Below are 19,180 nucleotides of genomic sequence, written 5' to 3' on the forward strand. Positions count from 1 at the left end.
GTGGCGTCTACGGCGGCGCCCGTCCGGCTGCCGGCGGCGGTGGCGTCTACGGCGGCGGTCGCCCGCCCGTCGACGGGCCGCCCGGCCTGGGTGGGCCGCCGCCCGGTGGCCGCCAGGGCGGCGGGCGTCAGGGCGGTGGCGGCGGCGGTGGCCGCCAGGGTGGCGGTCGCCCCGGGGGCGGCGTCTACGGCGGCGGGGGGCAGCCGGGCGGGGGCGTCTACGGCGGTGGCCGGGCCGAGCCGCCGCGTCGGGGCGACGAACCGGACCCCCGGGGCCAGCGGCCGGTGCGCCGGCGCGACGACGGCCCCGAGGACGGTCGCGGCTACGGTCACGTGCCCGGTGGCGGCCGGGGCTACCGGGGTGACCGTTACTGATCTCCGCACCGGGCCGTCGATGCTCCTGCGGAGTGTGCCCGGGTGACCGCCGACGGCGGCCACCCCGGCGCGGTGGCGGATCAGATGCGGCGCAGCACCGCCACGACCCGGCCCATGATCGTGGCGTCGTCGCCGGGGATCGGGTCGAAGGCCGGGTTCTGCGGCATGAGCCAGACGTGCCCGTCGCGGCGGCGGTAGGTCTTCACGGTCGCCTCGCCGTCGAGCATTGCGGCGACGATGTCGCCGGCCTCGGCGGTCGGTTGCTGCCGGACCACGACCCAGTCGCCGTCGCAGATCGCTGCGTCGAGCATCGAGTCGCCCTTGACCTGGAGCATGAAGACCTCGCCCTCACCCACCAGCTCGCGGGGCAGGGGGAAGATGTCCTCCACCGCCTGCTCGGCCAGGATCGGGCCACCGGCCGCGATCCGGCCCAGCATCGGCACGTAGGCCGGGGCGGGGCGCTGCGAGCGGGCCAGCTCGTCGTCGACCTCGGCGGGTGCCCGGACGTCCACGGCGCGCGGCCGGTTGGGGTCGCGGCGCAGGAAGCCCTTCTTCTCCAGCTCCTTGAGCTGGTAGGCGACGCTGGACGGGGAGACCAGGCCGACGGCCTCGCCGATCTCCCGCACGCTCGGCGGGTAGCCGTGCCGCTCGACCCAGGTGCGGATGAACTCCAGGATGCGGCGCTGCCGGGCGGTGAGATCCACCGTCGCGGGGTCGGGGAAGGCGCTGACCACCGGGGTGACCGGGCGCACGGCCGGCTGCCCGGTCCGGCTGCGCGCGGCGCCCCGGCGTCGGGTGGCCGGCGGGCCCGCCTCGGTGATCTGCTGCGGGCTCTTCGGCCGGCTGGCCCGATCCTCGGTCACGTCCGTCCTCCCTGGTCGGCGCTGGGTGCCTTGGCGGCTCGTGGTGCGTGCGGTGGTGCGCGGTGACCGGGGAACGGAGGATTCCGCGCCCGGTTGTTCACGACCGTATAGGTGAGATCGGTCATTTTCAAACATCTGTACGACCTTGCTCGGCGTGTCGGGGTGAAAAACAGCCTCGCTCGTACTCGTGTTCTGATAAATGGTACGTCGGGTCGAACGGGTGTTCGACTTCCGTCCGATCGTCGGCCGTTTCGCCCCGGTCGGACCGGTAACCCGCGGGGGCGTCGGACGGTTGGTCCTCCGGCGGGCGGCGGTGCCGGTCGACCCCGGAGTCGCGTGACGCGCCGGACACGCCGGCCAACTTGACCTCGGATCCGCAGCGGCCTACGGTCGACCCCTAGATGTAGTAGTCACACGGGCGTAAGTCGCCTACAGGTTGGGTTCGACTACCGACCGCACTCCGGCACCGTCGACACGGCGAAGACCATCGACAGATGGCTCCGTCGCGCTGACGCGTGCCCGGGAAGCGGTCGGCGGGCCCGCGATCGACGAAGGAGGTCGGGTGCGATGCGGTGTCCGTACTGCCGACACGCCGACTCCCGGGTCGTCGACTCGCGGGAGGCCGACGACGGCCAGTTGATCCGGCGGCGGCGGTCCTGCCCGGAGTGCGGCAAGCGGTTCACCACGGTGGAGGAGGCGGTCCTCGCGGTCGTCAAGCGCAGCGGGGTCACCGAGCCGTTCAGCCGCACCAAGATCATCGGCGGGGTGCGCAAGGCGTGCCAGGGCCGGCCCGTGGACGACGACTCGATCGCGCTGCTCGCGCAGAAGGTCGAGGAGACCGTCCGGGCCAAGGGGGCCGCCGAGATCCCCAGCCACGAGGTGGGGCTGGCCATCCTGGGCCCGCTGCGGGACCTGGACGAGGTGGCCTACATGCGGTTCGCCAGCGTCTACCGGTCGTTCGACTCGCTCGCCGACTTCGAGCGCGAGATCGAGACGCTGCGGGCCGCCGCGCGCGCCCGGGAGGGCGCCGGGGCCGACGCGGCCGAGGCCGCCGGCCGTACCAGTTGATTTTTCCTTCAAGGTGATGACAGTCGGATCGGGCGGCGGGTGGCCGTGCGGACGAGGGGGCGGATGAGATGTCGGGGGACGGTGTGACAACCAGCAGGGCACGGAACAAGGCCGGCGCGGGACTCAAGATCGAGCGGGTCTGGACGAACGAGGGGGTGCACCCCTACGACGAGGTCGCCTGGGAGCGCCGCGACATCGTCATGACGAACTGGCGGGACGGCTCGGTCAACTTCGAGCAGCGCGGCGTCGAGTTCCCGGAGTCGTGGAGCGTCAACGCGGCGAACATCGTGACCACCAAGTACTTCCGGGGCGCCGTGGGCACCCCGGAGCGGGAGTGGTCGCTGCGGCAGCTGATCGACCGGGTGGTCACCACCTACCGCACCGCAGGTGAGGAGTACGGCTACTTCGCCGGCCCGGCCGACGCCGAGATCTTCGCCCACGAGCTGACCTGGATGCTGCTGCACCAGGTGTTCAGCTTCAACTCGCCGGTCTGGTTCAACGTCGGCACGCCGTCGCCCCAGCAGGTCAGCGCCTGCTTCATCCTGGCCGTCGACGACTCGATGGACTCCATCCTGGACTGGTACAAGGAGGAGGGGCTGATCTTCAAGGGCGGCTCCGGCTCCGGCGTGAACCTGTCCCGGATCCGCTCCTCCCGCGAGCTGCTCTCCTCCGGCGGCAACGCCTCCGGCCCGGTCAGCTTCATGCGCGGCGCGGACGCCTCCGCCGGCACCATCAAGTCCGGCGGCGCCACCCGGCGCGCGGCCAAGATGGTCATCCTCGACGTGGACCACCCGGACATCCAGGAGTTCGTGGTCACCAAGGCGCGCGAGGAGGACAAGATCCGCGCGCTGCGCGACGCCGGGTTCGACATGGACCTCGGCGGCGCCGACATCGTCAGCGTGCAGTACCAGAACGCCAACAACTCCGTCCGGGTCTCCGACGAGTTCATGACGGCGGTGGAGAACGGCGGCGGCTTCGACCTGCGCGGCCGGCTCGACGGCGCGGTGATCGAGACCATCGACGCCAAGAACCTGTTCCGCACCATCTCCCAGGCCGCCTGGGAGTGCGCCGACCCCGGCCTGCAGTACGACGACACCATCAACGACTGGCACACCTGCCCGGAGACCGGGCGGATCACCGCGTCGAACCCGTGCTCGGAGTACTTGCACCTGGACAACTCCTCGTGCAACCTCGCCTCGCTCAACCTGATGAAGTTCCTCCGCGCCGACGGCGGCTTCGAGGTGGAGAAGTTCGTCCGCTCCGTCGAGTTCGTCATCACCGCGATGGACATCTCGATCTGCTTCGCCGACTTCCCGACCGAGAAGATCGGTGAGACGTCCCGCGCCTACCGGCAGCTGGGCATCGGCTACGCCAACCTCGGCGCCCTGCTGATGGCCTCCGGCCTGCCCTACGACTCGGAGCAGGGTCGCTCGGTCGCCGCGGCGATCACCTCGCTGATGACCGGCACCGCCTACCGCCGCTCGGCCGAGCTGGCCGGCGTCGTCGGCGCGTACGACGGCTACGCCCGCAACGCCGAGCCGCACAAGCGGGTCATGCGCAAGCACGCCGCCGCCAACGACGAGATCAAGCCCTCGGGCACCGTGGCCACCGCGATCGTCCGCGAGGCGACGAAGCAGTGGACCCAGGGCAACAAGCTCGGTGACAAGTTCGGCTGGCGCAACGCGCAGGCGAGCGTCCTCGCGCCGACCGGCACCATCGGCTTCATGATGGACTGCGACACGACCGGTGTGGAGCCGGACCTGGCCCTGGTCAAGTTCAAGAAGCTGGTCGGCGGCGGCTCGATGCAGATCGTCAATCAGACCGTGCCGCGCGCCCTGCGCAGCCTCGGCTACCCCGAGGAGCAGGTCGAGGCGATCGTCGAGCACATCGCCGACCACGGCCACGTGGTCGACGCCCCGGGCCTGAAGCCGGAGCACTACGCGGTCTTCGACTGCGCGATGGGCGAGCGGTCCATCGCCCCGATGGGTCACGTGCGGATGATGGCGGCCGTCCAGCCGTTCGTCTCCGGCGCCATCTCCAAGACGGTCAACATGCCGGAGCAGGCGACCGTCGAGGACGTCGAGAAGATCTACTTCGAGGGCTGGAAGCTGGGCCTCAAGGCGCTGGCGATCTACCGCGACAACTGCAAGGTCGGCCAGCCGCTGTCGGTGGCGAAGTCCAACAAGGCCACCGAGGCCGCCCCCGCCGAGGTGGAGAAGGTCGTCGAGAAGGTCGTCGAGTACCGCCCGGTGCGCAAGCGGCTGCCGAAGAAGCGCCCGTCGGAGACGGTCAGCTTCTCCGTCGGCGGCGCCGAGGGCTACCTCACCGCCTCGTCCTACCCGGACGACGGCCTCGGCGAGGTCTTCCTCAAGATGTCGAAGCAGGGCTCGACCCTGGCCGGCGTGATGGACGCCTTCTCGGTGGCCATCTCCATCGGTCTCCAGTACGGCGTCCCGCTGGAGACGTACGTCAGCAAGTTCACCAACATGCGCTTCGAGCCGGCCGGCATGACCGACGACCCGGACGTGCGGATGGCCGCCTCGGTGATGGACTACATCTTCCGTCGCCTGGCGCTGGACTTCCTGCCGTACGAGCGCCGCGCGGAGCTGGGCATCTTCACCGCCAGTGAGCGGGCCGCCCAGCTCCGGGCCGAGGCGGAGGCGGAGGCGAGCGGTGCGGACCTCACCGCGATGGCCGCCTCCGCCCCGGTCGAAGCGCCGGTCGAGCCGAAGACCGGCCCGGTCGCCCAGCCGGCGCAGGAGACCGCCGACGTCGCCGCCGCCAAGCCGGCGCCGTCCGTGGGTTCCAGCACCGAGCTGCTGGAGGCCGTGATCGGCAAGGCCGCCGACGCGCCGCTCTGCTTCACCTGCGGTACGAAGATGCGCCCGGCCGGCAGCTGCTACGTCTGCGAGGGCTGCGGCTCCACCAGCGGCTGCAGCTGACACCGGGAAGTCTTCGCACGTCTCCGGTGAGGGGCCCCTGAGCGGAACCGCCGGTCGACGTCCAAGGCTCTACCGCGAGCTGCCTCCCACCCGAATCCGGGTGGGAGGCAGCTCGCGGTCGGCGTACGAGCGCAGCCGGAAGGCGTGCCGATGGACGTTGTCCCTCCCGCCCCCCCACGGTCAGCCTCCTCGTCGGTACCGAACTCGGGATTTTTGGCGGCACATAGCCGTGCGGCACACTCACGGCATGAACGAGATCTCACTTTCGGTCCCACCGTACGATCCGGCAATCGGCGTTGTTGCGCCCGCCGAGGGCGGCTCGATCACCGTCGAGATCGTCGACGGGCGGTCGAGGTCTTCGGTGATCCCGCTGGGCTTCGGGATCTCGCTCGCATGTGCCTCGCGCTGTCGGATCCACGGGCGCCCGAGGGCGCTCACATCCACCTTGACGCCGGCATCAATCCCCTGGACCTCGGCTCGGCCTCGCTCATGCTGGCCAGGGATTCGCATGACCGATGACGGGGTGAGTTCGCCCGACCTGCGATGGCGCTGGGACAAGCCGGTGCCGCTTCGGTGGTTGCTGGTCGACGAGACCGCCGTGGGTGAACCAGACGTCGCGGTCGCCGTCTGCGCCGACGTTGAGGGCCTGTTCGTCGAGACGCCGCCTGTGGCGCGTGCGGCGACGCTGCTCGGATGCCTGCCACAGCCACCACTACGCCGTGCTCTGGACGCGCTGGCCCGAGGCGCCGGCAACCCCGGTGGCGCTTCGCACCGCCGCCGAATCAGCACCTCGCTCCACAGCGTGGCCGAAGACGGCGTCGCGACCCGCATGGTCGGTGTCCACCTGCGAGCGTCGGTGACGGGTGTCCGCCCATCGGCGCTGGCTGACGGTCTGCTCGACGTCACACTCGACGCCGCCGTCGCTGATCCCCTGCCGGGCGGTGCGCGGCGGATCTGGGAGCTCTGGCATGCCGGCCGCCCGGCGGAGCCCGGGCTGTGGGCAGACTTCGACCGCGAACTCAGGCACCAATGGTCCGGAGCGGCGCTGGCTCATCACCGCCACGATGAGCCCGACAAGCCGGTCGGGACCACCTACCACCTCGACGGACGCCACATCACCGACCTCGAAGGCTTCTACTGCGCCATGGGCGAGGCCGTCAACGGTCCGGGCGGCTACTTCGGCTGGAACGGCGATGCGCTCCACGACTGTGTGGCAGGAGGCTGGGGTGCCCCCTGGCCGTTTCGCCTCGTCTGGCATGACGCCGTGGTTGCGCGCACGCATTTGACCACTGTCGCCGGCCACGGCAAGGCGGCACCGACCACCGTGTTGGACCAGGTTCTCCAGTGGCTTGCCGAGGACGGGATCGAGGTCGAACTGCGCTGACTGAAGCTTGTCGGTGGAGATCTGCTTCCCAGGCAATGGGACGGTAGGCGGGGTACAACGGGGCAAATCGCATTTTCGGCGAAGCGGGACGCGACGCGAGGAACAACGGACCGGGTTCGAGGACGCGCCGACGTCGTTGTGCATGGGGTCCTACCTGGCCTGGGCGGCCGAGGATCTGACCTGGACGCCCGCCGGGCTGTTGCACCGGCGGTTCCTGGGGTGGGTCCGGTGAGCATCATCCGGCGCGGCGACGAGCGCTTCCACTACAGCGACGGCTTCCACAAGTGGATCCCGCCCGACCCCGACTACGACCAGAAGGTCTGGGACGAGATGGTGCGGCAGCACCAGCGCCAGCATCTGGAGGAGATCTCGGCGCGCACGAAGCCGCGTCGCGGGAGGGAGACATCGTGTGCGGTCGACCGCGATCATCGAAGGATGACGACCGCCGAGAGGTACGCCGAGTTCGGCGCCCGTGAGGCGCGCGCCGTGTCGCCGGCGTACGAGCGCCTGTCCCTCGCCGTCTCCCGCGACGACGAGCTGCTCGCCCTGCTCGACCCGCTCCCGCCGGCCAGGCGGCAGCCGAACCTGCTGTTCGGCGTCGTACGGCTGCTCGGCGGGCCGGTCGACGACCCGGACGCCTTCCGCGACTTCGCGCTGGCGAACTGGCCGGCGATCGAGGCGGAACTGCGCACCCGCGCGACCCAGACGAACGAGCCCGGGCGGTGCGCCGTGCTGCTGCCGGTGCTCGCCGCGCTGCCGCAGCCGCTGGCGCTGCTGGAGGTCGGCGCGTCCGCCGGGCTCTGCCTCCACCCCGACCGGTACGCCTACCGCTACGGCGACCACACGCTCGGCACCGGCGAACCGGTCCTCGAATGCGCGGCCACCGGCCTGGTCCCGCCGAAGCGGCTACCGGAGGTGGTGTGGCGGGCCGGCCTCGATCTGAATCCGCTGCGGGTGACCGATCCGGCGGACGTCGCCTGGCTCGACGCTCTCATCTGGCCGGAGCACGCGCACCGCCGTGCGCGGCTGCGGGCCGCCGTGGCCGTCGCCGCCTCAGACCCGCCGCTGCTCGCGCGCGGCGATCTGGTGGACGACCTGCCCGCGCTGGCCGCGCGGGCGCCGGCCGGCGCGACGTTGGTGGTGTTCCACACCTCCGTGCTCTACCAGGTGCCGGCGCCGCGCCGGGAGGCGTTCGCCGACGTGGTACGCCGTCTGCCCGGCCACTGGATCTCCAACGAGTCCCCGGACGTGCTGCCCCACGACGCGCTGCCGGAGCCGCCGGACGAGGCGCTGCACAACGTGCTCGCGCTGGACGGGCGGCCCCTGGCCTGGACCCGCCCGCACGGCCAGGCGATGAGCTGGTTCGGCTGACCCGACGGGCTGCCGCGCCGGAGGAGGACACGGCAGCCCGCGTACGGTCAGTGCTGCTTCTGCTGGCAGGGCACGCAGAAGCGGGCGTGGGGCAGCACCTCCAGGCGCTCCCGGGGAATCGGGGCGGAGCACCGCTCGCAGATGCCGTACCGGCCCTCGGCGAGGCGGCGCAGCGCCCCGCTGATCTGGTCGATGCTCTGCCGGGTGGCGGCGATCAGCGCGCCCTGGGTGTGCGCCTCGCCCGGGTCGCCGGTGTCGGCCGTGAGCTGGGTCAGCCGGACGGTCTGCGCCTCGAAGTCGTTCGTCAGGGTCGTCCGCAGGTCGTCGAGCCACTTCTGCTCGTTGGACTGGGTGGGCGTGGTCATGGCGTAGCTCCTCTGGGGAAAAAGAAAAAGGGCCGAAGCTGGATAGCTTCGCCCTGGTGGCCGTTCGCAAGAGTTGCAACCGGTCCACGGAGGGCTACGTCCGGCGGGGCTCGGCAGTCGGGAGGCGACCGAGCCGGCGCACGACGGCGCGACCGCGGATCGCACCACCCGGGTCGCCACGGTCACCCGCAGGGCACACCGGCAGGCAGCAGCGGACGCCACCGTCACCATGACGGCGGTGCTGCTCTGCTGACCGGTCGAACACATGCAGCCACCATAGGCCGGGCGGATCGGAAAGCCAACGTGCTTCCGTGCGCAAGAGGGCCGGGCCCGTGCCCGGAGTCACCCGGTCAGGCCGCCGGCATGTCCCGCATCCGCCGCAGCGGGGAGAAGACGACGAAGAGCGCGGCGCTCCAGGTGCCGAGCACGCAGATCCACAGCGCCGGCCGCAGCCCGAGCTGGCTGGCGAGCGTGCCGCCGGTGAGCGCGCCGAGCGGGATCACCCCGAAGCAGACCCAGAGGAACGCCGCGTTCACCCGGCCCAGCAGGGCGGGCGGCGTGATCCGCTGCCGGTACGTCAGGGTGGCCACGTTGTAGAGCACCACGTTGGCGGAGAACGCGGCCAGGCCGACGCCGTAGAGCAGCACCCCCCAGCCGGGGCGCGCCAGGGGCATGAGCAGGTAGAGCGGGCCCGGGGCGGCCATCGCCACCCAGATCACCCGGGCCGAGCCGAGCCACGCGGTCAACCGGTCGGCGAACGCGCCGACCACGAGGCCGCCCACGGCGCTCACCGAGAAGACCAGCCCGACCAGCGCCGGCGTGGCGTGCAGCTCCTCGAGGAGGAAGACCACCTCGATGGAGCCGGACGCCATGACGAAGAAGTTCGAGGTGGTGGTGCAGGCGAGGATGCGGCGCAGGATCGGCTGGCGCCGGATGAAGCCCAGCCCCTCGGTCATCTCCACCCGCAGCGGCACCCGGTCGCGGCGGGGCGCGGGCTCGGCCGGCGCCTCCCGGATCAGCAGCAGGGTCAACCCGCTCACGGCGAAGGCGAGGCCGGTGACGACGAACGTCCGCGCGGCGCCGACGAGCCCGACCAGCACGCCGCCGATCGTCGGGCCGACGAGCTCGGCGGAGTCCTGGCTGACGGTGAGCTTCGCGTTGGCGTCCACGAGCCGGTCCGGCGGCACCAGCCTCGGCATCATGCTCTTGTGGGCCACGGTGAACAGGACGGTGAGCACGCCGGAGAGCCCGACCACCGCGTACAGGAAGCCGAGGGTGAGCCGGCCGGCCAGGGCGACCACCGGCACCGACAGCAGCAGCGCCGCCCGGCCCAGGTCGCAGGCGACCATCAGCCGCCGCTGGTCGACCCGGTCGGCGAGGATCCCGGCGGGCAGGGAGAAGATCAGGTACGGCAGCCAGGCGAGCGCGGTCAGCAGCGCGACCTGGAAGACGCTGGCGTCGAGCGTGCCGACGGCGAGCAGCGGCACCGCCACGTTGGAGACCCGGGTGCCCAGCTCGCTGACCGTCTGCCCGGCCAGGAGCAGCCCGAAGTTGCGGCTGCGCAGCAGCGAGGGCCGTTTCGGCGCAACACCTCCGGCGGGCCCGGCCGCCTGCTGCGTCACGTCGGGTCCCCGGCCCGCCCCGGCGAACGCCGTGCGGAGGTCTCCGACACCCGGAGGGCCCACGCGCGTCGCGGGCGCCCGGCCCGTCCATGGTCCATCGGGTCAGCCTGCCGGCCCCGCCCGGATCGACGCCACTGGTTATAGCTAACCGCAGGCAGGCCGGCGCGGCTCCGGGCGGGACACGACGGACGCGTCTCTAGACTGCGCCGGTGACCGGAGAGCGACGACCGCTGGCGGACCGGCCGCCGACCGAGCCTCACCCGTCCCGGCTGCCGCCGGAGCACCCGGACCGGGAGCGGATCCTGGCCGCGCACGCCGCAGCCCTGACCGCCGGTGAGGCCGGCTACCTTGACCCGACCAGTGGCCTCTTCGTGCTCAGCGCGGGTTTCCTGGCCCGGCGCGGCACCTGCTGTGGTCGCGGCTGCCGGCACTGCCCGTACGTCGACGACTGACACGGCAGAACGGCAAGCCCCGGTTCGGAGTTACCGAATACCAGCTGCGGGCATTTGACGCACCCCCGGTCGTTCTGCCGCCAATCCGGCATCACTGGTGGATCGAGACTGAGGAGATCTCGCCAACCTTCGCGGGTATCTGACACGCCTCGGCGATCGATTGGGCCGTGGTGTCCATGCCACTGCCCAGTGCGGTGCCGTTGACGTGCACGTGCTGCTGCAGAGCCGGTTCCGCTTCGAAGAAGCTGCCGGGGTGTACGACGATTCCGTGCCGGCTGAGTCGTGTACAGACCGAGTGCTCGTCGGGAACGGGCAGCCAGATGTGCGGTCCGTCAGTCGTTTCAAGGTCGAACCCGTAGCTGGCGAGGGCCTGGCTGAATGCGGCATGTCGCCGTCTGCACTCGATGACGAATTCACTCGTGTGGCGTTTCGCTCTGGCGTCCGTCAATTGGAATGCCAACGCGAGTTGGAGAATTCGACTGACCCATCGAGATGAGTAGGTGAGCCGCATCCACATCATTTCGATGTATTCCGGGCCGCCGCCGACCACGGCGACGCGCAGGTCGGCGCCAAAGAAGAAGTTGTAACTCTGCATGTGGACGACCCGGCTCGGCAGGTGGTTCGCCAGGGATCGCTGTCGAGGCCGCATCAGCGGAGTCAGTGACAGCTCAAAGATCGGGAATGACTCGTCGCGGAGCAACGCCGCAGCGGCCTCGATCCAGTTGTCGTCCACGGTCCGGCCCGACGGGGCGCTCCCATTCGGCTGGTAGATCATCGCGACCGGCTTGCTGATCAGCGCCACCCGCAACTGGTCCAGGTCGGGGCCGTCCGGCCGGTACTGGACAGGGACGGCGGTGGCGCCGATGGACTCCAGGATGTCGAGCACCCGCGCCTGGCTGGGCGACTCGATGATTACCCGGTCACCGGGGCGAGCCACCGAGGTGAGCGCCAGTTCGAGGGCGTCAACGAGGCCGTGAGTGGCAAGAAATTGATTGGTCTCGGACGGCCAGTACGGCCGGACGGATGCCGCCAGCTCAGGCGTGATGGGATCGGCAAAGGTGTTGTGCAGGGTGCGGCTGCGGAGCGCGTACTCAAGAGCCGGAGCCAGATCCGGCGGCGTCAGGTCGTCGCTGCGCAGGTTTCCCAGGTCGATCGGCATCGTTGACGAGGTGCGGACCATGCTGTCGAACCGTCGGGCCCGCGGGGGTTGCGGTGGCCCCAGGACAAAGGTGCCACCCCGACGCCGGGTCTCGATCACATACCGCGAGCTGAGGGTCTTCCATGCCTGCGCCACGGCCGATCGGCTCATCCCCAACTGAGCCGCCAGATCCCGCACTGTGGGCAGCTGGGACTGTGCCGGCAGCTCGCCCGAGGCGATCATGTCGATGATCGCGCGAGCCAGCGCGTTGGTCGTACGCAGCGTGAGCTGCGACTGAATGAGCCGCAGGCACTCCTCGCTGTCCAGCGGCGCCGGTGGTGTCACGGTTTGTGTCCTCTGGTGGTGGTATGCGTCAAAAGTGATTCGGGCGAAAAGGCATGCCGGCGCTGACTGTAGTGCCTCAGGTGGGGGTCGAACCGGGGCGGAGCACTCGCCTGCTGTGGGCCCTTCCGGCGGCAGGGGAGGTCGGAGCCGGCCGAGGAATACGTCGCGGCTGGTCAAGCAACCCACCGGTTAATATGTCCATAGACATTTTTCTGTTGACCGGAACATAACTCGAACTTAGCTTCATGGGCGTTGACCTCGCACTTCGGGGTTCTAGCTGCGGAGTCCAGCCACCCTGGCAGCCGCCGCCTGAGTTGCGCCGCCGCACTCAGCGAAAGCCGCATACCACTCATTCAGCTCAGAGGACGTGTGCCAGTGAAAACCCCTCGACGCCTCGTGGCCGTTGTCGCGCTTGCCGCGCTCGCCGGGATGGCCGGCTGCACGAAGATCGCCGATGACAAGCCGAACGCTCCGACCTCGTCAACCGAGGTGACGGACGGTGGGACGCTGACCATCGCCGCCGCCAGTGCTCCGGTGGACTGGAACCCGCTGTCCGCCGCCGGTGACACCACCGGCCAGCGCCAGCAGCAGTGGCCGCTCTATCCGCACCCGTTCCTGACCAACCCGGACACCAGCGTGGTGCTCAACAAGGCACTCCTGGAGTCGGCCCAGGTGGTCAGCACCGACCCGATGAAGGTCGAATACAAGATCCAACCGAAGGCCGTCTGGTCCGATGACACACCCATCACCGGCAAGGACTTCGAGTACACGCAGGCCGTGCAGGACCCGAAGAAGTGCGCCGAGTGCAAGGCCGCCTTCACCGAGGGCTACTCGCTGATCACGTCCGTCGACACCAGCGCGGACGGCAAGACGGTGACGATGACCTACTCGCAGCCGTTCGCCCAGTGGCAGGCGCTGTTCAACTACATCCTGCCGGCGCACGTGGCCACGTCGTACGGGGACCTGGCGACCTCGTTCAACGACGGTTTCGGCAAGAACGTGCCGAAGTTCTCGGGCGGCCCGTACCTGGTGAAGGAGTACCAGGACGGCGTCTCGATGACGATGGTCAAGAACCCCAAGTGGTACGGCGACCCGGCGCACCTGGACACCATCAACACCCGCTACATCGCCGGTCAGGGCGCACAGATCACCGCCCTGCAGAACGGTGAGATCGACCTCGCCTACCAGAACCCCACGGTCGACACCGTCAACCAGGTGAAGGCCATGAACAACATGACCGTCCTGCTCGGCTCGACGCTCACCTACTTCCACCTCGGCATGAAGACCACCGGCGACGTGATGAGCGACCCGGCGCTACGCAAGGCGATCTCCACCGGGCTCAACCTGGAGGACATGCGTAAGCGCACCGTGGGCCAGTTCGCCCCGGATCAGCCGAGCTCGAAGAGCAGTGTGTACGTGCCCGGACAGAAGGTGGGTGGCATCCCCGCCTACCGCGACAACACCGATGAGCTCAACATCGGTAAGGGCGACACCAAGGCTGCTCTCGACATCCTCGAAAAGGCCGGATACAAGATCACCGACGGCAAGCTGATCCTCCCGGACGGGAAGCCGCTGCGTGACCTGAAGATGCTGACCCTGTCCACCGATGTCCTTCGCATGGAACTCGCGCAGATCACCCAGTCGCAGCTCAAGCCGTTGGGCATCACCGTGACCATCGACGCCGCCGACGGCGCCCGCTACTCTCCCGCACTGCGGACGGGCAGCTTCGACATCATGGCCACCGGCACCGCCCTCGACCTGGGCTCGCTCTCCCTCCAGCAGTGGTACGGCACCAAGGCCGCCCGCTCGTTCGGCTACTCGTCGCCGGAGGCGGATCGACTCTTCGCGGCAGCCGCGACGGAGCTGGACCCGCAGAAGCAGATCGATCTGATGAATGAGATCGACCGGAAGCTCCTGTCCGACGGTGTGGTGCTGCCGCTGTTCGCCAACCCGCAGATGGCCGCGTACCCCAGCAAATTCGGCAACATCTTCATCAATCCCAGCAAGTACGGAACCACGATGAATATCGAGCAGTGGGGACTACGTAAGTAGTTCTCCGCTCCGCGAGAGAGGAACCGGATGACGATCGACTTTGTGGTGGCGACCCCACACGACGCGATTGAGTTCAACGACGTCTACCGAAACACCACCGCAAGTGCCGGCTACATCGCCTGCAACAACATCTACAACCGGGTTGTGCTCAACGAGTGGTATGACATCAACCCGTTTCCCGATTTGGCGACGCACTGGGAGCAGTTGGACGGGTCGCGCCGGTGGCGCTTCCACCTCAACAAGGCCGCCCGGTGGCAGGACGGCACGCCGCTGACCGCGCACGACGTCGTGTACACCCACCTCCACGCCAAGGAGATGGGCTACACCGGCGGGCGGTTCATGAAGGACGTCGAGACGATCGTGGCGGTCAACGACCACACCGTCGACTACCACCTGCACACCGCCAACGCCGGATTCCTCGTCCTGCTGGGCAACTTCATCTTCACCCACATCCTGCCCCGGCACCTGTACGAGGGAACCGACTGGGCCACGAACCCGCACAACCTCAAGCCGGTGGGCTCCGGTCCGTTCCGGCTGGCGGAGTGGATTCCGGGCGAGCACGTCATCATGGAAGCGGTCAAGAACCACTGGGGTCCGCAGCCGGAGATCGACCGGCTGATCCTGAAGATCGTCAAGGACCGCGACGAGTGCGTCCGGATGGTTGCCCGGGGTGAGGCGCACTACTTCCCGCAGGACACCCTGACCAAGGACCGGCTGCACCTGCTCGACGGGGCCACGGCCAACATCGAGCTGCTGAAGGACCCGGGGCCGGGCATGGCGCTGCTGGACTTCAACCACGGCCGCGAGATCTGGCAGGACAAGAGGGTCCGGGAAGCGGTCGCCCACGCGGTGAACCGGGCGGAGATCGCCGAACTCGGCGACCCCGGGGTGTCCCAGGCCTGGGACCACTACCTGCTCGGTTCGGTGGAGTGGTCGTTCAACCCGGACGCCAAGGCGCCGGCCCATGACGCGGATCGCGCGCGGGCGCTGCTGGACGAGGCGGGCATGAAGGCCGACGCCTCCGGCGTACGGGCCCGGTTGTCGCTGTTCTACATGGACAGCTTCCACGGCCACAAGCCGCTGGCCGAGCTGATCAAACGCCAGTTGGGCGCGATCGGCTTCGAGGTGAACTTCGAGGGCCTGTCGTCGGTGGACTGGGCCCGTCGAGTCGGCCGCGAGCACGACTTCGACCTGATCATCGTCGGTGGCTCGATGGCACCGGACCCGGAGATCACCGCCCCGAAGTACTCCACCGGGGGCGAGAACAACATGGCCCAGCACCGTAACCCCGACGTGGACGCCGCCTACCTGGCCGCGCGCACCGCGGGCACGCTCGCCGAGCGTGGTGAGCACTACCGCCGGCTTCAGGAGATCTGGGCCCGGGACACCGAATGGGTGCCGCTGTTCTGGTACGGCACCTACTTCGCCCGGAGCCGGGACTTCTTCGGCTGGTCCGACCAGGTTGGCTACTCGGTGCCGTGGTGGCACTGGGGCAGAATCCGCGCCGTCTAGGGACCCGGTACCCAACATGCAGATCTTCCCGAGGGAAGGAGGAGCGAAGCCATGCTTCGGCTGATCCTTAGACGGCTCGCCAGTGCCGTCCTGGTGTTGCTGCTCGCCTCCGTCGTGATCTTCACTGTGATCTCGGTCTCGGGAGATCCGTTGGCTGAGCTCCGGGACCGGCAGCCGCCGGTCCCGGAGTCGGTGATCATCGCTGAGGAAGAGCGTCTGGGGCTGAACAACCCCCTCCCCGTGCGCTACCTGAACTGGCTCGGCGGGGTGCTCACCGGTGACTTCGGCCCGTCGACCATCGCGACCCGGGACATCGGGGCCGAGTTGGGCACCCGGGTCGGCGTCACGCTGCGTCTCGTGGTGCTGGCCATCGTGCTCGCACTCGTCCTCTCCCTGATCGCCGGCACGGTCTCGGCACTGCACCAGCGCCGATGGCCGGACCTGATCATGACTCCCACCGCGTTCGTGCTCCTCGCGCTGCCGTCGTTCTGGCTGGCCGTGCTGTTCAAGCAGTGGGCGATCGGGCTGAACGACGCGACCGGCTATCAGCTCTTCTACACGGTGGGGGCGGTCTCCGTGCCACAACCGGAGGCGATAGGCGCCCGGATCGCGGACATCGCCGGGCACCTCATCCTACCGACGCTGGTGCTGGCCCTGGTCCACTTCGCGACCTGGAGCCGCTACCAACGTGCGGCGGTCGCCGAGGGGCTGGCCGGTGACCACGTCCGGTTCGCCGTGCTCAAGGGCCTCAGCCGGGGCCGGATCGTCAGGTCGTACGTGGTCCGTCCCGCGCTCATCCCGATCGTGACCATCGTCGCGTTGGACCTTCCGGTCGTCTTCTCCGGCGCGGTGATCACCGAGACGGTCTTCCAGTGGCGCGGAATGGGCGGATTCCTGCTGGAGTCGATCGCGATCCGCGACACCAACGCCGTACTCGCGTGGTTGCTCATCGCCGCCACCGCAGTGGTCGTATTCAACCTGATCGCCGACATCCTGTACGGCCTTGTGGATCCTCGGGTGCGCTATGCAAAGTCCTGAGCTGGCCAACGATCTCGCGCCAACGGCCGGGACGTCGAAGATGGCCGTCACCTTCCGACGGTTCGTCCGGCACAAGGTGGGCATGGGTGCACTCGCTGTCCTGCTCATCGTCATCCTCGTGGCGATCATCGTGCCGCCGCTGTGGCCCTACGACCACACCGACATCACCCCCGAACTGTCGCAGTCCCCGTCCCTGCGACACCCGATGGGCACGGACACCCTGGGCCGTGACCTGTTCGCGCTGGTGCTGCGCGGCATGCAGCAGTCGCTGCTCATCGCCGGCTCGGTCACGATCATCGCCTGTGTCATCGGCGTCGTCATGGGTGTCGCGGCCGGCTACTTCGGACGGTTCGTCGACGCGGCCGTGATGCGCACGGTCGACCTCGTGCTCACCCTGCCCACCATCGCGCTCGCCGCGTTCCTGGGCTCGCTCGTCGCGGGTAAGGGAGTCTCCTGGCTCGGCCTGGCCATGGTCCTCGGCGCGCTGATGTGGACGTCGGTCGCCCGCCTCGTCCGAGGTGTCGTGCTCGGAATGCGCGAGTTGGCCTTCATCGACGCGGCCCGGGTGATGGGGGCGAGTCCGATCCGCATCATGTTCCGGCACCTGGTGCCCAACGCGTCAGACCACATCGTGGTGTCGGGAACGCTCATGTTCGGTGTGGCCATCCTCGCCGAGAGCAGCCTGTCCTTCCTCGGATTCGGTGTGCAGCCCCCGGACACCTCCCTGGGTCTGCTGGTCGCCAACGCACAGTCGGCGGTGCTGACCCGCCCGTGGCTGTTCTACTTCCCGGGTCTGCTGATCATCACGATCGTGCTGGCGGTCAACTACGTCGGCGAGGGGTTGCGGGACGCCTTCAACCCGAAGTCCTCGCCCACCAACCCGCTGGCGACACCTCGCCGGCTGCGCAGGCGCAAGCCGCATCCGGTGTCCGCCGATTCGGCACCATCGCAGAAGCCGCTGCTCAAGGTGTCGGACCTCTCCGTACGGTTCGGTGAACACATCGCGGTGGACGCCGTCGACCTGGAGGTCAGGCCGGGCGAGGTGGTGGCCCTCGTCGGTGAGTCCGGGTCCGGAAAGTCCCTCACCGCGCTGTCCCTGGTGGGGCTGCTGCCCAGCAACGCGGTGGGCAGCGGGGCGATCAACTTCGACGGCGCCGAGCTGAGCGGCCTGAGCTTCGCGCAGTGGCGCGAATACCGGGGTCGGCGGATCGCGATGATCCTCCAGGACCCGTCGACCACCCTCAACCCGGTGCTCACCATCAGTGCCCAGTTCGCGGACTCGATGGCACTGGCTGGCACGGTCAAACGGGCCGAGGCACGACGGCGCGCGATCGAGCTGATGGAGAGCGTGGCGATCAAGGACGCGGAGGCTCGGCTCGACCAGTATCCGCACCAGCTTTCCGGCGGCATGCGCCAACGGATCGCGATCGCGTTGGCCATGGTGCACGATCCGGATCTCATCATCGCCGATGAGCCGACCACCGCCCTGGACGTCACCGTGCAGGCCCAGGTGATGGCGACGTTGGCGCTGGCGCGGGAACGCACCGGTGCGGCGATGCTCTTCATCACCCACGACCTGGCCCTCGTCGCCGGCATCGCGGACCGCGTCGCCGTGATGTACCAGGGCGAGATCGTCGAGCAGCGGGACGTCTTCGCCATCTTCGACAACCCGGAGTCGGACTACACCAGGAAGCTGCTGTCGTTGGCACCCCGGATCACCAGTCAGGCGGGGGAGGGGCAATGAGCACGCAGACGCCCATCGGCGGGTCCGCCGAACTGTTGCGGGTCACGGACCTGGTGAAGCACTTCCGGGCTCCCCGGGCGGCCCGACGACGCGGGCAGGCCATCGTGCACGCCCTCTGCTCCGCCTCGTTCTCGGTCGGCCCGGCGGAGACGCTCGGCATCGTCGGGGAATCGGGTTCGGGTAAGACCACGCTGTTGCGGACCATCCTCGGGTTGCAGCAGCCGACCTCGGGTCAGGTGCTGTTCCTGGGCCAGGATGTCTCCCAGCGCAAGGGCGCCACCGCCCGCGCGTTGCAGCAGGAGATCTCGGTGGTGTTCCAGGACCCGTACACCTCGTTGGATCCTCGGATGACGGTGGCGGACCTGCTCGCGGAGCCGATGCGGATCCACCGGCTGCCGGTGGACGGCGCGCGGGCCCGGACGCTCCTCGACCAGGTACGCCTGCCCGCCGCCAGCCTGCGGAAGTTCCCACACGAGTTCTCCGGCGGCCAGCGCCAGCGCATCGCCATCGCCCGCGCACTGGCCCTGAACCCGAAGCTGATCGTGCTCGACGAGCCGGTGTCCGCGTTGGACGTGTCGGTCCAGGCGGAGGTGTTGAGCCTGCTCAAGGAGTTGCAGCGGGAACGGCAGGTCTCCTACCTGTTCGTGGCCCACGACCTTGCCGTGGTTGCCGACATCTCCCACCGGGTGGGGGTGATGTACGGCGGTCAGCTCGTCGAACTCGGCCCGACCGGACAGGTGATCGGCGAGCCGGCGCACCCGTACACCAGGGAACTCCTGGCGGCGGTGCCGGTGCCGGACCCGCGAATCGAGCGGGCCAAGCCGCGAATGCTGCAACGCCGGTGGCCGACGGAAACCGACGGCCTGCCGCCGTGCCCGCACGGTGACGCCCTGTAGCCGTCACCGAACAA

The 19,180-nt window shown here is 69.3% G+C and carries 16 protein-coding genes; 10 read left to right on the top strand and 6 right to left on the bottom strand.

The window, feature by feature from the left end; translation table 11 throughout:
• Window positions 1-383 (bottom strand): hypothetical protein (locus tag AB0G13_RS09565; protein WP_357871381.1); only part of this gene is annotated, 383 nt, incomplete at its 3' end.
• A 71-nt stretch (window positions 384-454) separates the two neighbouring features.
• A complete protein-coding gene (gene lexA / locus AB0G13_RS09570; RefSeq protein WP_132232962.1) occupies window positions 455-1,237 on the bottom strand; it encodes a transcriptional repressor LexA in 783 nt (260 codons plus the stop codon).
• Window positions 1,238-1,804: 567 nt separating this feature from the next.
• Between lexA and nrdR the strand changes: the two genes are divergently transcribed.
• Together nrdR and AB0G13_RS09580 are read left to right on the top strand one after the other, a co-directional pair.
• Entirely contained in the window at window positions 1,805-2,305 is a 501-nt protein-coding gene (gene nrdR, locus AB0G13_RS09575; protein WP_121395973.1) for a transcriptional regulator NrdR, read from the top strand.
• A gap of 68 nt (window positions 2,306-2,373) precedes the next feature.
• The gene (locus AB0G13_RS09580) at window positions 2,374-5,247 is read left to right on the top strand and encodes a vitamin B12-dependent ribonucleotide reductase (protein ID WP_357871386.1); all 2,874 of its coding nucleotides are present in this window, start codon (window positions 2,374-2,376) and stop codon (window positions 5,245-5,247) included.
• A gap of 240 nt (window positions 5,248-5,487) precedes the next feature.
• Here the strand turns inward: AB0G13_RS09580 and AB0G13_RS09585 are convergent, their stop codons facing one another.
• Window positions 5,488-5,685 (bottom strand): hypothetical protein, encoded by a 198-nt coding sequence (locus tag AB0G13_RS09585; protein ID WP_357871389.1) that lies wholly within the window; start codon window positions 5,683-5,685, stop codon window positions 5,488-5,490.
• Window positions 5,686-5,755: 70 nt separating this feature from the next.
• Here AB0G13_RS09585 and AB0G13_RS09590 point away from each other — a divergent pair, with 70 nt between their 5' ends.
• The gene (locus AB0G13_RS09590; RefSeq protein WP_357871392.1) at window positions 5,756-6,631 is read left to right on the top strand and encodes a barstar family protein; all 876 of its coding nucleotides are present in this window, start codon (window positions 5,756-5,758) and stop codon (window positions 6,629-6,631) included.
• Window positions 6,632-7,066: 435 nt separating this feature from the next.
• Window positions 7,067-8,002 carry a DUF2332 domain-containing protein gene (locus tag AB0G13_RS09595; RefSeq protein WP_357871533.1) on the top strand — a complete coding sequence of 312 codons (936 nt, stop codon included), beginning with the start codon at window positions 7,067-7,069 and terminating at the stop codon, window positions 8,000-8,002.
• A gap of 47 nt (window positions 8,003-8,049) precedes the next feature.
• On the opposite strand, the gene AB0G13_RS09600 is transcribed toward AB0G13_RS09595, so the two are convergent.
• Entirely contained in the window at window positions 8,050-8,367 is a 318-nt protein-coding gene (locus tag AB0G13_RS09600; RefSeq protein ID WP_357871395.1) for a TraR/DksA C4-type zinc finger protein, read from the bottom strand.
• Window positions 8,368-8,717: 350 nt separating this feature from the next.
• Window positions 8,718-9,989 carry an MFS transporter gene (locus tag AB0G13_RS09605; RefSeq protein WP_357871398.1) on the bottom strand — a complete coding sequence of 424 codons (1,272 nt, stop codon included), beginning with the start codon at window positions 9,987-9,989 and terminating at the stop codon, window positions 8,718-8,720.
• A 209-nt stretch (window positions 9,990-10,198) separates the two neighbouring features.
• Here AB0G13_RS09605 and AB0G13_RS09610 point away from each other — a divergent pair, with 209 nt between their 5' ends.
• Window positions 10,199-10,441 carry a DUF5522 domain-containing protein gene (locus AB0G13_RS09610; protein ID WP_357871401.1) on the top strand — a complete coding sequence of 81 codons (243 nt, stop codon included), beginning with the start codon at window positions 10,199-10,201 and terminating at the stop codon, window positions 10,439-10,441.
• Window positions 10,442-10,532: 91 nt separating this feature from the next.
• On the opposite strand, the gene AB0G13_RS09615 is transcribed toward AB0G13_RS09610, so the two are convergent.
• Window positions 10,533-11,924 (bottom strand): PLP-dependent aminotransferase family protein, encoded by a 1,392-nt coding sequence (locus AB0G13_RS09615; protein ID WP_357871404.1) that lies wholly within the window; start codon window positions 11,922-11,924, stop codon window positions 10,533-10,535.
• Between the two features lie 375 nt (window positions 11,925-12,299).
• Between AB0G13_RS09615 and AB0G13_RS09620 the strand changes: the two genes are divergently transcribed.
• From AB0G13_RS09620 to AB0G13_RS09640, 5 genes are read left to right on the top strand one after another with little or no spacing between them, the layout of a single operon-like run.
• On the top strand, window positions 12,300-13,976 hold the full coding sequence (locus AB0G13_RS09620) for an ABC transporter family substrate-binding protein (protein WP_357871408.1): 1,677 nt from the start codon (window positions 12,300-12,302) through the stop codon (window positions 13,974-13,976).
• Window positions 13,977-14,003: 27 nt separating this feature from the next.
• Window positions 14,004-15,488 (top strand): ABC transporter substrate-binding protein, encoded by a 1,485-nt coding sequence (locus AB0G13_RS09625; protein ID WP_357871411.1) that lies wholly within the window; start codon window positions 14,004-14,006, stop codon window positions 15,486-15,488.
• A 51-nt stretch (window positions 15,489-15,539) separates the two neighbouring features.
• Complete coding sequence (locus AB0G13_RS09630) at window positions 15,540-16,526, top strand: ABC transporter permease (RefSeq protein WP_357871414.1); 987 nt, start codon at window positions 15,540-15,542, stop codon at window positions 16,524-16,526.
• A 40-nt stretch (window positions 16,527-16,566) separates the two neighbouring features.
• Window positions 16,567-18,270, top strand: coding sequence for a dipeptide/oligopeptide/nickel ABC transporter permease/ATP-binding protein (locus AB0G13_RS09635; protein WP_357871416.1), 1,704 nt, complete (start codon window positions 16,567-16,569; stop codon window positions 18,268-18,270).
• Entirely contained in the window at window positions 18,267-19,166 is a 900-nt protein-coding gene (locus AB0G13_RS09640) for an ATP-binding cassette domain-containing protein (RefSeq protein ID WP_357871419.1), read from the top strand. Before AB0G13_RS09635 ends, AB0G13_RS09640 begins: the two co-directional genes overlap by 4 nt.
• Window positions 19,167-19,180 lie beyond the last annotated feature (14 nt).

It is taken from the genome of Micromonospora sp. NPDC023633, from assembly GCF_040640035.1.
Classification (GTDB): domain Bacteria; phylum Actinomycetota; class Actinomycetes; order Mycobacteriales; family Micromonosporaceae; genus Micromonospora.

What these genes read in the sequence shown, in the direction of transcription:
- AB0G13_RS09600 (WP_357871395.1), bottom strand. Translation starts at nt 8,367, where the DNA reads ATGACCACGCCCACCCAGTCCAACGAGCAGAAGTGGCTCGACGACCTG.
- AB0G13_RS09580 (WP_357871386.1), top strand. Translation starts at nt 2,374, where the DNA reads ATGTCGGGGGACGGTGTGACAACCAGCAGGGCACGGAACAAGGCCGGC.
- AB0G13_RS09595 (WP_357871533.1), top strand. Translation starts at nt 7,067, where the DNA reads ATGACGACCGCCGAGAGGTACGCCGAGTTCGGCGCCCGTGAGGCGCGC.
- AB0G13_RS09635 (WP_357871416.1), top strand. Translation starts at nt 16,567, where the DNA reads ATGGCCGTCACCTTCCGACGGTTCGTCCGGCACAAGGTGGGCATGGGT.
- AB0G13_RS09640 (WP_357871419.1), top strand. Translation starts at nt 18,267, where the DNA reads ATGAGCACGCAGACGCCCATCGGCGGGTCCGCCGAACTGTTGCGGGTC.
- AB0G13_RS09590 (WP_357871392.1), top strand. Translation starts at nt 5,756, where the DNA reads ATGACCGATGACGGGGTGAGTTCGCCCGACCTGCGATGGCGCTGGGAC.
- AB0G13_RS09625 (WP_357871411.1), top strand. Translation starts at nt 14,004, where the DNA reads ATGACGATCGACTTTGTGGTGGCGACCCCACACGACGCGATTGAGTTC.
- AB0G13_RS09630 (WP_357871414.1), top strand. Translation starts at nt 15,540, where the DNA reads ATGCTTCGGCTGATCCTTAGACGGCTCGCCAGTGCCGTCCTGGTGTTG.
- nrdR (WP_121395973.1), top strand. Translation starts at nt 1,805, where the DNA reads ATGCGGTGTCCGTACTGCCGACACGCCGACTCCCGGGTCGTCGACTCG.